The sequence below is a fragment of the Corynebacterium liangguodongii genome, assembly GCF_003070865.1.
In the GTDB taxonomy this organism is placed as follows: Bacteria; Actinomycetota; Actinomycetes; order Mycobacteriales; family Mycobacteriaceae; genus Corynebacterium; species Corynebacterium liangguodongii.
Map to the genome: position 1 here is coordinate 2,227,462 of NZ_CP026948.1, position 14,071 is coordinate 2,241,532.

Consider the following 14,071-nt stretch of genomic DNA (forward strand, 5'->3'; position numbering starts at 1 on the left):
GGACTCCCTGCCTTTACAACGCCCGAAGTGAACGTTGCGGATCATCCTAGACCCTTACCTGTCGGTTGAAAGGCAGTTTTGGGGAATTTTTTCCGGCAACTGGGACGATCTGGCATCTGAGACACCAGCCCGGTAAACCAGCTCCCCGGCAGGCCTGCATCCTCTTAGCTTCGAGTTAATCCCCGGCGAAAGGAGCTGTGCCCCCCCCCATGGACCACCGATCTCCCGACACCCGCGCACCTCGACACAGGTGGCGCCTCTTTGTCTACAGCGCCGTCGGTGTTGTCGCGTTCTTCGTCCCCTTCACCCTGGGCGGAACCAGCACGATCTTGCTCGATCACATCGTGAGGTGGATTACGGCCGCGCTCGGCGAGGGCGCACGGTTTCTCGCCCTCGCCGCAGTCACCGCGGGCGCGCTGTACCAATTTGCTACCGGGCGGTGGAAGGAGGACACCACACGCACTGTCTTCGCCTTCCTCAGCGCCCTGGCGGTGATCATTTCCGCGATGCTGGTTATCGGGCGGGGCCCAGCCTTCCTGTTCAACCCTCAGATCGGCCCCTTCGTGCTGGAGAAGCTCGTCATTCCCATTGGCCTGCTCATTCCCGTCGGCGCAGTCTTCCTGGGCCTACTCGTGGGTTTCGGCCTCATGGAGTTCATCGGCGTTCTTGTCCAGCCGATCATGCGGCCCGTATTTCACACCCCCGGAAAGTCGGCGGTCGACGCCGTGGCGTCCTTCCTCGGTTCCTACTCCCTCGGGCTCTTAATCACCGACCGCATGTACAGGTCGGGCAGCTACACGGGCCGAGAGGCCGCGATTGTCGCCTCCGGGTTTTCCACCGTCTCCGCCACCTTCATGGTGATTGTCGCGCGCACCTTGGACCTGATGGATCACTGGACCACGTACTTCCTTGCCACCTTTGTAATCACGTTTGTTGTCACCGCAATCACGGTGCGGGTTCCACCCCTGTCGCGAATCTCCGCCGACTACTACCCGGGAAGCGAACCGAAGCCCGAAAAGACGATCACCGGCAACAGGACCCGCGCCGCATGGGACGAGGCGATGGCCGAGCTGAGCAAGGCCGACCCGTTGCGCACGGTCGTCTGGAACAACTTCCGTGACGGACTAACCATGGTCATCCAAATCCTGCCGGGAATCATGGCCGTAGGCGTCATCGGCCTTACGGTAGCCACCTACACCCCGGCGTTTAGCATCCTCGGAGCCGTCTTTTACCCCGTGGTGTGGGCGCTCGGCCTGCCCACCCCCTGGGAGACGTCCGGGGCACTCGCGGCAGGTTTGGCGGAGATGTTTTTACCTGCAACGCTGATGGCCGATTCCAGCGATATGGTGCTGAAATTCACCATCGCTGTGGTCTGCGTCAGCCAAATCTTCTTCTTTTCAGCCATGGTACCGGCGGTGCTAGCCACTGATATCCCACTCAATATCGTCCAGATGATCACTATCTGGTTTATCCGAGTCCTGCTTACCGTGCTTATCACGGTCCCGGTCGCGCACTTGATTGTCTAGCTACCGCCCGCCGCCAGGTGCGCGGCCACGATGTCGTCGATAAGCCGCGCCGCGGTTTTTGCCGTGCGGCCATCGATGTCGAAGGCGGGGTTGAGCTCGACGACGTCGACAAGGCCGAGGCGCCCGGTGCCGGCGACGGCGACGGCCATCGCGCGAATCTTCTCCAGCGCCACGCCCAGGCCCGCGGGGGCGGACACGCCCGGGGCGACGTAGGCGGGCAGGACGTCGAGGTCGATGCTCAAGTGGATCGGGCGCTGGCCCTCAACGCTGTCGAGGGCGAGGTGGGCGCACTCGCTGAGGCTCAGCGCCTCCAGCTCGGTGTCTAACACCGTGCGCACCCCGAGAGTTGCGGCGGCGTCGAAGAGCACCTTGGTGTTGTTGGGCCGGGAGATGCCGAGCACCGAGTAGTTGAAGGCGTCGCCGGCAAGCCGGGCGATCTGCCGAAACGGCGTGCCGGAGGTGGGCCGGTCTGCCTCGCGCAGGTCGAAGTGGGCGTCGAAGTTGATCACGCTCATATCGCCCAGCGCCTCGCGCGCCCCGCGGTGGGAGGCGAACGAGGTCTCGTGGCCGCCGCCGAGGACGACGACCAGGTGTCCGGCGGAGGCCAGCTCTGTCACGCGCGTACTGAGCTCCGCCTGGGCGCCCTCAAGGTCGTCGCCCTGGGTGGTCACGGTGCCGGCGTCGATGCGCGGGGCGTCGTCGTGGATGGCCAGGCTACCGAGCGCGGTGCGCAGCGCCTCGGGCCCGGCGGCAGCGCCCTGGCGCCCGCCGTTGCGCAGCACACCCTCGTCGGAGGCAAACCCGATCAGCGCGACACCGCCGGCGGGCGCTTCAGAGGAGATCACGCTGTGCCAGCGGGCGTGCTCGGGCCCGGGGCCGTCGTCACGCCCGCTCCACTTTCCGGCGGGGACGTACAGCGGCGCGGTAACGGTGTTCATGCGCCCTAGACTATGCGCCATCGCGCGCGGGCGCGTACCCACCGGGCACGGGGTTGTTCACACCCTCGACCTTGTGGCGGCCGGTGGCGTAGTACATGGCGATGCAGGCGACGCTGAAGACCACACCCACGGCCAGAGGGGTGCGGAAGTCCGGCTGCCACGCCATCACGCCGAAGGTGAAGAGGATGAACGCCAGGGCGAAGTACTGCCCCACCGGCCAAAACGGGACGCGGTATTCAAGCTCCGCCGCCTCGGACGGGGTCATGCGGCGCCGGGAGGCCAGGTGGGCGAGCAGGATCATTGCCCAGACGAAGATGGTGGCGAAGGTGGCCAGCGCGGCGATCAGCGCGAAGACGGACTCGGGGATGACGGCGTTGAGCACCACCCCGACGATCAGCACGGCCAGCAGGATCACCGTAGTCATCACCGGCACACCGCGCACCGTCTTAGACATCACCTGCGGGGCGAGGCGCTGGTTGGCTAGCCCTGTGAGCACGCGGCCGGCGCCGAAGATGTCGGCGTTGATGGCTGACAGGGCTGCGGTGATCACGATGACATTAAGTAGGGCGGCGGCCCAGTTCACGCCGAGCGCAGTGAAGATCTGCACGAACGGCGATTCCTCGCCGGTGATGGTGTGCCAGGGGTTGATCATCAAGATGATCAGAATCGCGAGCACGTAGAACAGCAGGATGCGCGCGGGCACGGTGTTAATCGCCTTCGGGATCGCGCGCGATGGTTCATCGGCCTCGGTGCCGGCCACGCCGATGATCTCGGTGCCGCCGAAGGCGAAGAGCACGAGGATGAAGGATGCCGCCATGCCGGAGATACCGTTGGGGAAGAACCCGCCCTCATTGATGAGGTTGGCCGGGCCCGTAGTCTCCGCGTTGGACAACCCGAAAATGAGCACGGCCGCGCCCGCGGCGATCATCGCCACCACCGCGCCGACCTTGACGATGGTGAACCAGAACTCCAGCTCGCCGAACACGCGTGTCGACGCCACATTCGCTGCGCCGACGATCAATAGCGCCACGACAATCCACACCCAGCGCGAGACGTCCGGGAACCAAAAGCCCATGTAGATGCCAATGGCGGTGAGGTCCGCCATGGCCACAATCACCATTTCGAAGGCGAACATCCACCCGGTGAGGAAGCCCGCCGCTCCACCCAGGTGGGCTCGGGTGTATTCCGCGAACGAGCCGCGCACGGGGTGGCGCACGGCCATCTCGCCGAGCGCGCGCAGCACGAAGTACACCACGGCGCCGCCGAGCAGGTAGACCAGCAGGACCGACGGGCCGGCGGCCTGGATGGCGCCGGCGGAGCCGTAGAACAACCCGGTGCCGATGGCGGAACCGAGCGCGATGAAGTGGAGGTGGCGCGAGGTCAGGCCGCGTCCCTCGGTGTGGACCGGGGTGCCACTGGGCTGAATCGTTGTCATGGCTGGGAAGTCTAAGACACGTTTTCCTCTTACTGTGATTTGTCTTTCTTTGCCCTGTCTCACATGCGAGACTCGTCGTATGCCCCAAGTACCCGCTGCCCGCAACGCGCTGCGCATCCTCACGCTGCTTTCGCTGAGCGACGCCCCCTTATCCGCCGCCCGCATCCAACGCGAATTGGATCTTCCCCGCTCCTCCACCTACCACCTGCTGCGCGAGCTGGAGGCCTCCGGTTTCGTGGTGCACCTCTCCAACCCCGGCACCTACGGTCTGGGCCTGGCCGCCTACCGGATGTCCGCGGCGTATACCACCCAGCAACCCCTGGTGCGCCTGGCCGCAAAAGACTTAAAGGCCATCGCGGTGTTTGTCGGAGGGTCTACACACCTCTCGCGCATGGCCGGCTCCGAGGTCGTCTACCTCCACGAGGCCCGCGCCCCCAAGGCGGTCTCCCTGGTCACCGAGGTCGGAGTGCGCCTTCCCGCTTTGTCCACCGCCTCGGGGCGGATCATGGTCGCGCACCTGCCCGAGGCGGAGGTCAAGGCCGTGTTCTCCGCCTCGGGCGAGCAGCGCGCATACCGGGAGGGGAAGGACCGCCTTATAGCGGCGCGTCAACGCGGGTGGGACGAGGAGCGCGAAGAGGTCTCGCGCGGCCAGGAGACGGTGGCCGTGGCCGTGCTCGACCACTTGGGACGCCCCGCTGCCGCGCTCGCAGCGACGTTTCCTGCCGGGTCCAGGGACGATGACCAACGCGCAGAGGTGGTGGGCCGCCTGTCGGCCGCTGCGCGACGGGTGGCGGGGAAGTTTTTTGGTGGGGCTGGCACACCCGTTCGCACACACCTCTCCTAAGCCCCATAGAAAAACCCTCCGCAGCCAGTCCGCTGAACGGGTAACTTGTCTTCCCTGGAGCTCGAAATCTCGCCCGCCAACAGGACCCTGATTTCGAGAACCAAGGGCTCACCCGCCAATGGGTATATACGAAGGTTTTCCCGGTGAGACAGATACGAAACAGAATCGCCCACCACGAGTCCTTGGCCCCGAAGGGCGTTCCAATAACCGGCACTGAAACCCGGCTAACTCCACGCGAATGCCATCAATCCTGCCTAGACCTCGGCTCCATGCTCGACCGGGACCTGCGATCATTTCTGGAGCGCCTTCCGACCTCCAAGGTGTTGGATAAATTGGAATCGACTTTAGCTTCGTTGCAGGCCTAACCCCCCCCTAGCGCCCCACCCCACCCACCGGCTACACTTATCCCCGTCGCGTCTGGCTGTCGCGCGTTTGAACAACTCCGGCCCCGCGTAGGGCCGGTTCACGCACGCATTCCTACAAACGCAAAGGACAGCCATGACCACCACGTACCCCTCCACCGTCACCGTCGGCATCGGCGCGCTCACCATCGATGAGGTCGTTGCCGTCGCCCGCTACGGCGCCTCCGTCGAGATCGACCCGGCCGCTCTCGAGGAGGTCGCCGCCACCCGCGACCGCATCGAGGAGCTGGCCAACGACCCGACCCCCGTCTACGGCATCTCCACCGGCTTCGGCGCACTGGCACGCCGACACATCCCCGAGGCGATGCGCGCTCAGCTGCAGCTTTCCCTCGTGCGCTCCCACGCCGCCGGCTCCGGCCCGGAGGTGGAGCAGGAGGTGATCCGCGCGCTGATGCTGCTGCGCCTGTCCACCCTGTGCACCGGGCGCACCGGCGTACGCCCGGTGGTCGTGGAAACCTACGCCGCCGTGCTCAACGCGCACATCACCCCGGTCGTGCGCGAGTACGGCTCGCTCGGCTGCTCCGGCGACCTCGCACCTCTCGCCCACTGCGCCCTGGCCCTGCTCGGCGAGGGCGAGGTGCGCGTCAACGGCGGGGAGATCGTCCCCGCGGCGCAGGCGCTTGGCGACGCCTCCATCGAGCCGCTCGCGCTGAAGGAGAAGGAGGGCCTGGCGCTGATCAACGGCACCGACGGCATGCTCGGCCAGCTCTGCCTGGCCATCACGGACCTGCGGGAGGCCGCCAAGGTGGCCGACATCGCCACCGCCATGACCGTGGAGGGGCTGACCGGCACGCTCACCGTCTTCGCCGATGACCTGCAAAAGTTGCGCCCGCACCCGGGCCAGGCCGACGCCGCCGCCAACATCCGCGCGGTGGCCCACGGCTCGGAGATCCTTGACGCCGCGGCTACGGAGTTCAAGCAGAAGCAGGTCCAGGACGCCTACTCGGTGCGCTGCGCGCCACAGGTCGCCGGCGGGTTCCGCGACACTATCGCGCACGCCGAGCTGGTGGCGGGCCGCGAGCTCGCGTCGGCCGTGGACAACCCCGTCGTGGCGCTCGACGGCCGGGTCAGCTCCAACGGTAACTTCCACGGCGCGCCCGTGGCCTACGCGCTGGACTTTTTGGCCATTGTGGTCGCCGATCTGGCGTCGATAAGCGAGCGCCGCACGGACCGCTTCCTGGACACCGCGCGCAACCGCGGGCTCAACGCCTTCCTTGCCGACGACCCCGGCGTGGATTCCGGACACATGATCGCGCAGTACACGCAGGCCGGCATCGTCAGCGAGCTCAAGCGCAACGCGAACCCGGCCTCGGCGGACTCGATCCCGTCCTCGGCGATGCAGGAAGACCACGTCTCGCTCGGCTGGTCGGCGGCGCGCAAGCTGCGCCGCAGCGTCGACGGGTTGCAGCGGGTTCTGGCCATCGAGATCCTCACCGCGGCGCGCGCGATCGACATGCGCGGCGCCGCCCCCGCCCCGGGCACCAAGGCGGCGATCGACGTTCTGCGCGAGCGTGTCGACGGCCCGGGCACCGACCGCTATCTCTCCCCCGAGATCGAGCACTCCGTCGCCCTGGTCAAGGACGGCAGCTACGTCGAGGCCGTCGAGGCAGCGGTGGGCGAGCTGCGCTAGCAAAGTCTCATATACGAGACACCCGCCCGGTTTTCTCCATCAACCGCACGCGCCCCGCCCGCTACGGTCAACGCCAGACATGAGATGTGTCACAGCGCCGACGCGGCGGAGGGGACAGCCCCGGGAAACCGGCCCGAGCCGCGCAGGCGCAGCACCGAACCCGGAAGGAGGCCACATGGCAGAAAAGAACTGGTCCGAGGGCGCGCGCGAGGTCCGCGCACCCCGCGGCACCGAGATCTCCGCGAAGTCCTGGCAGACAGAGGCGCCCTTGCGCATGCTGCACAACAACCTCGACCCGGAGGTCGCCGAGCACCCCGACACGCTCGTCGTCTACGGCGGGACCGGGCGCGCCGCGCGGAGCTGGGAGGCGTTCGACGCGATCGTCGATACGCTGCGCGAGCTTGAATCCGACGAGACCCTACTGGTGCAGTCCGGCAAGCCCGTCGGCGTGTTCAAGACCAACGAGTGGGCCCCGCGCGTGCTCATCGCTAACTCCAACCTCGTCGGCGACTGGGCCACCTGGGAGCACTTCCGTGCACTCGAAGACGAGGGGCTGATGATGTACGGCCAGATGACGGCCGGGTCCTGGATCTACATCGCCACCCAGGGCATCCTGCAGGGAACCTTCGAGACCTTCTACGCCGTGGCCAAGAAGCGTTTCGGCGGCACGCTCGCCGGCACGCTGACGCTGACTGGCGGCTGCGGCGGCATGGGCGGGGCGCAGCCTCTGTCCGTCACCCTCAACGGCGGGGCCTGCCTTATTGTCGACGTCGACGAGTCCCGCCTGCGCCGCCGCCAGGAAAAGCGCTACCTCGATCGCGTCACCACCGATTTGGATGAGGCGATCCGCCTGGTCACCGAGGCGAAGGAGACCAAACAGGCGCTGTCGGTGGGCTACGTCGGCAACGCCGCCGAGGTCTTCCCCGAGATCCTGCGCCGCCACCGCGCCGGCGAGCTCACCGTGGACATTGTCACCGACCAAACCTCCGCGCACGACCCGTTGAGCTACCTGCCCTCCGAGATCGCGTTCGCTGACTGGCACGCCGAGGCCGCCGCCGATCCCACCACCTTTACCAAGAAGGCACGCGAGGCGATGGCCACCCAGGTCCAGGCGATGGTGGAGTTTCAGGACGAAGGCTGCGAGGTGTTCGACTACGGCAACTCGATCCGCGACGAGGCCCGCAAGGCCGGCTACACCCGCGCCTTCGAGTTCCCCGGCTTCGTGCCTGCCTATATCCGCCCGCTGTTCTGCGAGGGCCTCGGCCCCTTCCGCTGGGTGGCGCTCTCCGGCGACCCGGAGGACATCAAGGTCACCGACCAGGCCATCAAGGAGGCCTTCCCCGACAACGAGCACCTGCACCAGTGGCTCGATGCCGCCGAAGAGTACGTCGAGTTCGAGGGCCTGCCCGCCCGCATCTGCTGGCTCGGCTACGGCGAGCGCGCCAAGGCCGGGGTGATCTTTAACAACCTCGTCAAGGAGGGCAAGGTCAAGGCCCCCATCGTCATCGGCCGCGACCACCTCGATTCCGGCTCCGTGGCCTCGCCCTACCGCGAGACGGAGGCGATGCTGGATGGCACCGACGCCGTGGCGGACTGGCCGCTGCTCAACGCCATGACGGCCGTGGCCGGCGGCGCGACCTGGGTGTCCATCCACCACGGCGGCGGCGTCGGCATGGGCCGCTCCATCCACACCGGCCAGGTCACGGTGGCCGACGGCACCGAGCTCGCCGAGGCGAAGCTCAAGGCCGTGCTGACCAACGACCCGGGCATGGGCGTGATCCGCCACGTGGACGCCGGCTATACCCGCGCCCACGAGGTGGCCGAGGAGCGCGGCGTGCGCATCCCGATGAAATTCCAGGCCCGCGACTAGGGTTTCCGGCATGGCTACTTTGTTTACCGGGATCTCGGAACTTCGCACCGTCTCTACCCTGGGCACGATCACAAACGCCGCGCTGGTTGCCCGCGACGGGGTGATCGAGTGGGTCGGGCCCGCTGACCAAGCCCCGCCCGCCGAGGAGACCGTTGACCTCGGCGGGCGCGCGGTGCTGCCCGGCTGGGTGGACTCGCACACCCACATGGTCTTCGACGGCAACCGCGCAGACGAGTTCGAGGCGCGCATGGCGGGAAAGTCCTACGCCGCCGGCGGGATCGCGGTGACCATGGAGGCGACCCGCACGGCCAGCACGGCGCGTCTCGACGCCCTGGTGGCCGAGCGCGTCGCCGCAGGCCACGCGGGCGGAACCACCAGCTTTGAGACGAAAACCGGCTACGGCCTGGACGTCACATCCGAAGCGGAGGCCGCGAAGGTGGCCGCGCGCCACGTCGGCGACGTCACCTTCCTCGGCGCGCACCTCGTCCCGCCAGGTGCCGACCCGGAGGCCTACGTCGACGAGGTCACAGGCCCCATGCTCGAGGCCGTGCGCGATCACGTGCAGTGGATCGACGTGTTCTGCGAGCGCGGCGCGTTCACAGAGGAGCAGTCGCGCCGCGTGCTCGAGGCCGGACGCAGCGCGGGCTTGGGCCTGCGCGTGCACGGCAACCAGCTCGGCGAGGGCCCGGGCGTGCGCCTGGCCGTAGAGCTCGGGGCGGCCAGCGTCGACCACGTCAACCACCTCACCGAGTCCGACATCGAGCTGCTCGCCGGCTCGGAGACGGTGGCCACGGTATTGCCCGCCTGCGACCTGTCGACCCGCGAGAAGCTCGCGCCGGCACGCACGCTTATCGACGCCGGCGTGACCGTCGCCATCGCTTCCAACCTCAACCCCGGCACCTCGTACACCTCGGCGATGAACTTCTGCGTCACCACCGCGGTGCTGCAGCAGCACCTCTCCCTCGACGAAGCGATCGCCGCCGCAACCACCGGAGGAGCCAAAGCCCTGCGCCGCCATGACGTGGGTGAGGGCAAGGACCCGCAAGGCCGCCCCGCCAAGGGCACGCTGGTGCCCGGCGCGGCAGCGGACCTGCACGTGCTCGACACCGCCAGCGCCATCGACCTGGCCTATCGCCCCGGGATGCCGCTGACGTGGCAGACCTGGGTGGCGGGCAAGAAGGTGTACGCGGCTTAGGGGTCAGAGGTAGTCGTAGTTGATCTCGGTCCCGGGGTGGAAGCACAGCGCGCCTCCGGTGGCGGGCCGCAGGTAAATCGTGCTGCCCTGAGGTCCGGGGCGATGAGCGCGGCGGCGAGCCCCACCTCCCTGAAGTTGGGTTTTGTCCTGCGTCCCCTGGACGCGGCGGGAGAAACGGGGCCCGGTGCGTCATTCACCGCGGGAATCGCCACCGTCTTATGTGCGATGCGCGCAAAGTTGGGCAGCGCGCATGAACATGCGGTGCTCTCGGCGGAAAAGGTGGGGGAACAGCGGGTGACGCAAGCCCCCCCCCTAAATCGTCACCTGCCGCGACTTGATGTTGTCGAGCTGCTTGCGCTCATCGGCGCTGAGCTGGGCGTCATTGTCGTACTCGGCAGCGATCTTCGTCTCCAGCTCCTGGAGCGCACCGGCGTAGGAGGCCGCATCGACGGCCGGATCGACGTCCCACACCGGCACCGCGACACCGTGGGTGCGAAACACCCCGGCGAACTTGCTGCCCTCCCCGACGCTGAGCTCGCCGCGCGCGGCGATGCGGGCGAGCGCCGCGAGGATTCGGTTTTCGTTATCGTCGGTGCGCACCCAGCGGATGTGCCCCTTGCCGCCGCCGGGGTTGACCCACCAGATGGAACCGGGAACGTCGGCCTTGATCTGCGTCGAGGGGATGACCGCGTCGTTCGCATTCGCAAGAGCTTGGCGCACCTCGGCGGGGATGGCAGCGCCTTGCGGGAACCACCAGGAAAAATCGTCGTGCTCGGTGATCTGGAGGGTGGCGGAGGCGTCGATAAGCGAGCCCAGCTCGGGCTGGGTGCCGTCGGCGGCCGTGGATTGGAGCGTCTCCCCCGGCTCTGCCGAGAGCACCCAGTGCAGCGCGTAAGCGAGATCGCGGCCCGGGTTGTGGGTGCGGGATGCGACCTGGAGGGCGACGAAGCGCTCGGCGCCGTCTTCCTCGGAGCGTCGCAACGCAGCGCCCGCCCCGGGCAGGACCGTCACAATGTTAACGGGCTCGCCGGCAACCTCGAGCCGTGCCACGGCGGAGGGAACGAACTCCTGCAGCGCGATGAGGTCCGCCTCCGCGGCGAGCCCGGCGAACGGGCGGGGATCCTTCTGCAGGGCCGCGCGCTCGGCGGCGCGGGCGGCAAGTTTGGCCTGGCGGCGACTCATCCCCTCGGGCAGGTCCGCGGTGTCAGCTCTCTTGCGGTTCTTCTTGGCCATGGGGGCCTATGCTACCCGACCATGGTGGTGGCCACTGGGTGCTTCGCAAACGTCTCCATCGCCAGCTGCGGCAAGTCAGTGGCGAAAACGTCGACACCGTTGTCGCGGCACCACAGCATCTGCTTCGGCAGGTTGACGGTCCACGTGTAGGTCCTCAGCCCACGGAACCCCAGCAGCTCCCGCTTCGCCTGCAGGTGAGACAGCGCCGGGCCTACGCCATAAGGCCGCGAGAGCATGTGATTGCCCCTGTTCCACTTCTTCTCGCGCAGCCGGAAAAGGTAGAAGGTCTCCAACTCGGGCGCGAACTCAGTGAAGTAGCGCATCGCACGGTGGGAAAAAGAGATAAGGTGTACGCGCTCCGATTCGCGCAGGCCCGCGTAGTGCAAAACGCGCAGGGTCTGCTCGTCGACCTCCGGGCCGTAGCGGGTGGGGTGCTTGGTCTCGATGTAGATGTGCTTGTCCGGGTAATCCTGCATGAGCTCGAGCAGCTCGGCGAGCCGCATGATCCGCTGCGGGTTGTCCTTCGTCCCGGCGTTGAGCGTGCGCAGGTCAGCGTAATCCGTCGCGGAGACACGCCCACGCCCATTGGTTGTGCGGCTCAGGATCGGGTCGTGGAACACGATGAGCTCGCCGTCGCGGGTGAGGCGAACGTCGCACTCGATTCCGTGGATGGGCATCTTCAGCGCCTCGTTGAACGCCTGGAAGGTCAGCTCCGGGTAGAGCCCGGACGCCCCGCGGTGCGCAACGATGAGGGGATCTTGCAGGTGATCGTTGGAATTGCTCGCCAGGATGGTCACGCCCTACAACCTACAACCGCTCCGCGACCTCCGCGACCGGAGCGACGACCCGGGCCACGCTCGCACTGCGGTCCGCCGTTCTTTTTGTCACAATGCAGGGTATGGCTATGCGCTTTTCCCTGATATCCGCCCTGCGCGAACGCATCCAAGAGGCCCCGCCCATCGACCAGGCGATCGCGGAGGCGAAGAAGCGCAATTCGTTTCGACGCCTAGGCATCCTCGCCGGGCCACTGTTCGCCGTCGAGGTGTGGGCCGACCTCACGCCGGGGCTGCGCCTGCGGGGGCTGCGCCGCCTGCCCAGCAACTACGGCGCCGGGGTGCTCGGGGCGGAGGCGGCGACCTGGGGGGCCATCTCGCCCTCGCTCATGCCGCACAGCTGGTGGGCAGTGGCCGCCAACGTCGCCATCTGCCAGGGGGCAGGCCACCTCGCGGGGAGCCTGACCAACCAAACCCTCGCCAGGATCATCCGCTCCAGCCCGGCGGGCAAGAACGATCGAGCCGAGCGCGTGGCGGAGGGGGCAAACACCGCCTTGCACTGGGCAATGAGCGCGGCCACCGTCGCGGCATTCGTGCAGTCCACCCGCCGCCACGCCGCGCAGGTGGAGATGGTCGACGGCCAAGCGCGCAACAAGCAGTCCAACGCCGTGATCGGCGTCGCGCTGGGCACACTGGGCTACGGCACGCTCTTGGCGCTCGGCGAGGCGCTCCAGGCAGTCGTCGATACGGCGGCCGAGGTCTTTGGCCGCCGCCTGCCGCCCGTGACCTCGTGGCCGCTGGCCATCATCGCCGCCGGGGCGGGCGTCAGCATATTCACGGACCGCCTGGTCATCCGCCGCTTCCTCTCCCGCGCCTACAAGCGCGCCGAGGAGCTCGACCGTCAATTCCTCCCCGGCGCGGACCGCCCGCACGAGCCGGAACGCTCCGGCTCCCCCGCCTCCGAGGAGTCCTGGGACAAGATGGGGCGCCAGGGACGCGCGGTCGTCGCCGGGGGGCCGCGCAAGCGCGACATCGAAGAGGTCACGGGGCGCGACGCCAAGGAGCCCATCCGTATCTTCATCGGGCTCGGCCGCGACCGCGACGTTGAGGACGCCTACGAAGAGATGGTGGACGCCGCACTGAGGGAGATGGACCGCACCCACGCCTGGGCGCGCCGCCGCATCGCGGTGATGTCCGCGGCGGGCACGGGCTGGATCAACGACTTCCTCACCTCGGGCTTCGAGTTCGTCGGCGGGGGCGATACCGCGATCGTGGCCATGCAGTATTCCTACCTTCCCTCGGCATTTTCCTACCTCGCCGACAGGGAGTCCCCCGTGCGCTCCTCCCGCCTCCTCATCGAGGCCATTAGCGACCGCCTCGATGAGATCCCCGAGCAGGAGCGCCCCACCCTCTATATCGCGGGGGAATCGCTCGGCGCCTACGGCGTCTCGGACGCGTTCGACAACGTCGAAGACTTTCTCCGCCGCGTGGGCGGCGGGGTGGTTACAGGGGTGCCAGGCTTCGCGCGCAACCACAGAGAGCTAACGGCGGCGCGCGACGAGGGCAGCCCGCAGCGCCTGCCCGTTGTCGATGGCGGGCGCAACATCCGGTTCTGCGCGCACCCAGACCACCTCCTCCACGACTTCGCGGGCCGGCCCTACGCGAACGAGTGGGAAGCGCCGCGTGCGGTTTTCGCCCAGCACGCCTCCGACCCGGTGGTGTGGTGGGATTGGGCGCTGGCCTACCGAGCGCCCGATTGGCTCAAGGAGCCGGGTTCGCGCGGGGTGCCCGCCCCTAAAGCCCAGCGCCTCGACGTACCGGCGACCATGCGGTGGGCGCCGTTTATCACGTTCTGGCAGGTCGGGGTGGACCAGCTCGCCTCCCAGGACTACGTCTCCCCCCACGGGCACAACTACCACGACGAGGCCGTGGCGTACTGGGCGGGCGTGCTCGGCATCGACCTTGACGCCGAGGAGCTCCGCCGCATCAGCCAGTGGATTCACCAGGACGCCACGAAGCTGCGCCACGCGGGCAGCAAGCGAAAGCGGCCCAGCTATTAGGTTGCTCGGCTTCTAGGCTGCTCGGCGGCCGTTGCACGCCCCTCCCCAGCACCGAGTGGTGCCGGGGACGCTTTTTACGCCTTTTTCTGTCACTCGGTAGGTAATCGCCTAGTATGAATAACGTTCATTCGCTTGAATGATATGA

At 67.6% G+C, this 14,071-nt stretch carries 10 protein-coding genes; 6 read left to right on the top strand and 4 right to left on the bottom strand.

What is annotated here, in order from left to right; genetic code table 11:
- Positions 1 to 209: 209 nt before the first annotated feature.
- Complete coding sequence (locus C3E79_RS10595; protein ID WP_108404871.1) at positions 210 to 1,526, top strand: YjiH family protein; 1,317 nt, start codon at positions 210 to 212, stop codon at positions 1,524 to 1,526.
- On the opposite strand, the gene hutG is transcribed toward C3E79_RS10595, so the two are convergent.
- Positions 1,523 to 2,464 carry a formimidoylglutamase gene (gene hutG, locus C3E79_RS10600; RefSeq protein ID WP_108404872.1) on the bottom strand — a complete coding sequence of 314 codons (942 nt, stop codon included), beginning with the start codon at positions 2,462 to 2,464 and terminating at the stop codon, positions 1,523 to 1,525. The two genes, C3E79_RS10595 and hutG, sit on opposite strands and share 4 nt — an antisense overlap.
- Before the next feature lie 10 nt (positions 2,465 to 2,474).
- Positions 2,475 to 3,899 (bottom strand): amino acid permease, encoded by a 1,425-nt coding sequence (locus C3E79_RS10605; RefSeq protein WP_108404873.1) that lies wholly within the window; start codon positions 3,897 to 3,899, stop codon positions 2,475 to 2,477.
- Positions 3,900 to 3,978: 79 nt separating this feature from the next.
- Here C3E79_RS10605 and C3E79_RS10610 point away from each other — a divergent pair, with 79 nt between their 5' ends.
- The 4 genes from C3E79_RS10610 (at position 3,979) to hutI (ending at position 9,860) form a co-directional block, all read left to right on the top strand.
- Positions 3,979 to 4,743, top strand: a complete 765-nt coding sequence (locus C3E79_RS10610) for an IclR family transcriptional regulator (RefSeq protein ID WP_108404874.1) — start codon at positions 3,979 to 3,981, stop codon at positions 4,741 to 4,743.
- 498 nt (positions 4,744 to 5,241) lie between these two features.
- Positions 5,242 to 6,795: a histidine ammonia-lyase gene (gene hutH / locus C3E79_RS10615; RefSeq protein WP_108404875.1), complete on the top strand. Its 1,554-nt coding sequence runs from the start codon at positions 5,242 to 5,244 to the stop codon at positions 6,793 to 6,795.
- 175 nt (positions 6,796 to 6,970) lie between these two features.
- The gene (locus tag C3E79_RS10620; protein WP_108404876.1) at positions 6,971 to 8,665 is read left to right on the top strand and encodes a urocanate hydratase; all 1,695 of its coding nucleotides are present in this window, start codon (positions 6,971 to 6,973) and stop codon (positions 8,663 to 8,665) included.
- 10 nt (positions 8,666 to 8,675) lie between these two features.
- Complete coding sequence (gene hutI, locus C3E79_RS10625) at positions 8,676 to 9,860, top strand: imidazolonepropionase (protein ID WP_108404877.1); 1,185 nt, start codon at positions 8,676 to 8,678, stop codon at positions 9,858 to 9,860.
- 312 nt (positions 9,861 to 10,172) lie between these two features.
- Here hutI and C3E79_RS10630 read toward each other — a convergent pair whose 3' ends face one another.
- A complete protein-coding gene (locus C3E79_RS10630; protein WP_108404878.1) occupies positions 10,173 to 11,093 on the bottom strand; it encodes a DUF5926 family protein in 921 nt (306 codons plus the stop codon).
- Positions 11,094 to 11,104: 11 nt separating this feature from the next.
- Positions 11,105 to 11,890 carry a glycerophosphodiester phosphodiesterase family protein gene (locus C3E79_RS10635; protein ID WP_108404879.1) on the bottom strand — a complete coding sequence of 262 codons (786 nt, stop codon included), beginning with the start codon at positions 11,888 to 11,890 and terminating at the stop codon, positions 11,105 to 11,107.
- Positions 11,891 to 11,991: 101 nt separating this feature from the next.
- Here C3E79_RS10635 and C3E79_RS10640 point away from each other — a divergent pair, with 101 nt between their 5' ends.
- Positions 11,992 to 13,926 (top strand): alpha/beta-hydrolase family protein, encoded by a 1,935-nt coding sequence (locus C3E79_RS10640; RefSeq protein ID WP_235840683.1) that lies wholly within the window; start codon positions 11,992 to 11,994, stop codon positions 13,924 to 13,926.
- The last annotated feature ends 145 nt before the right edge of the window (positions 13,927 to 14,071 follow it).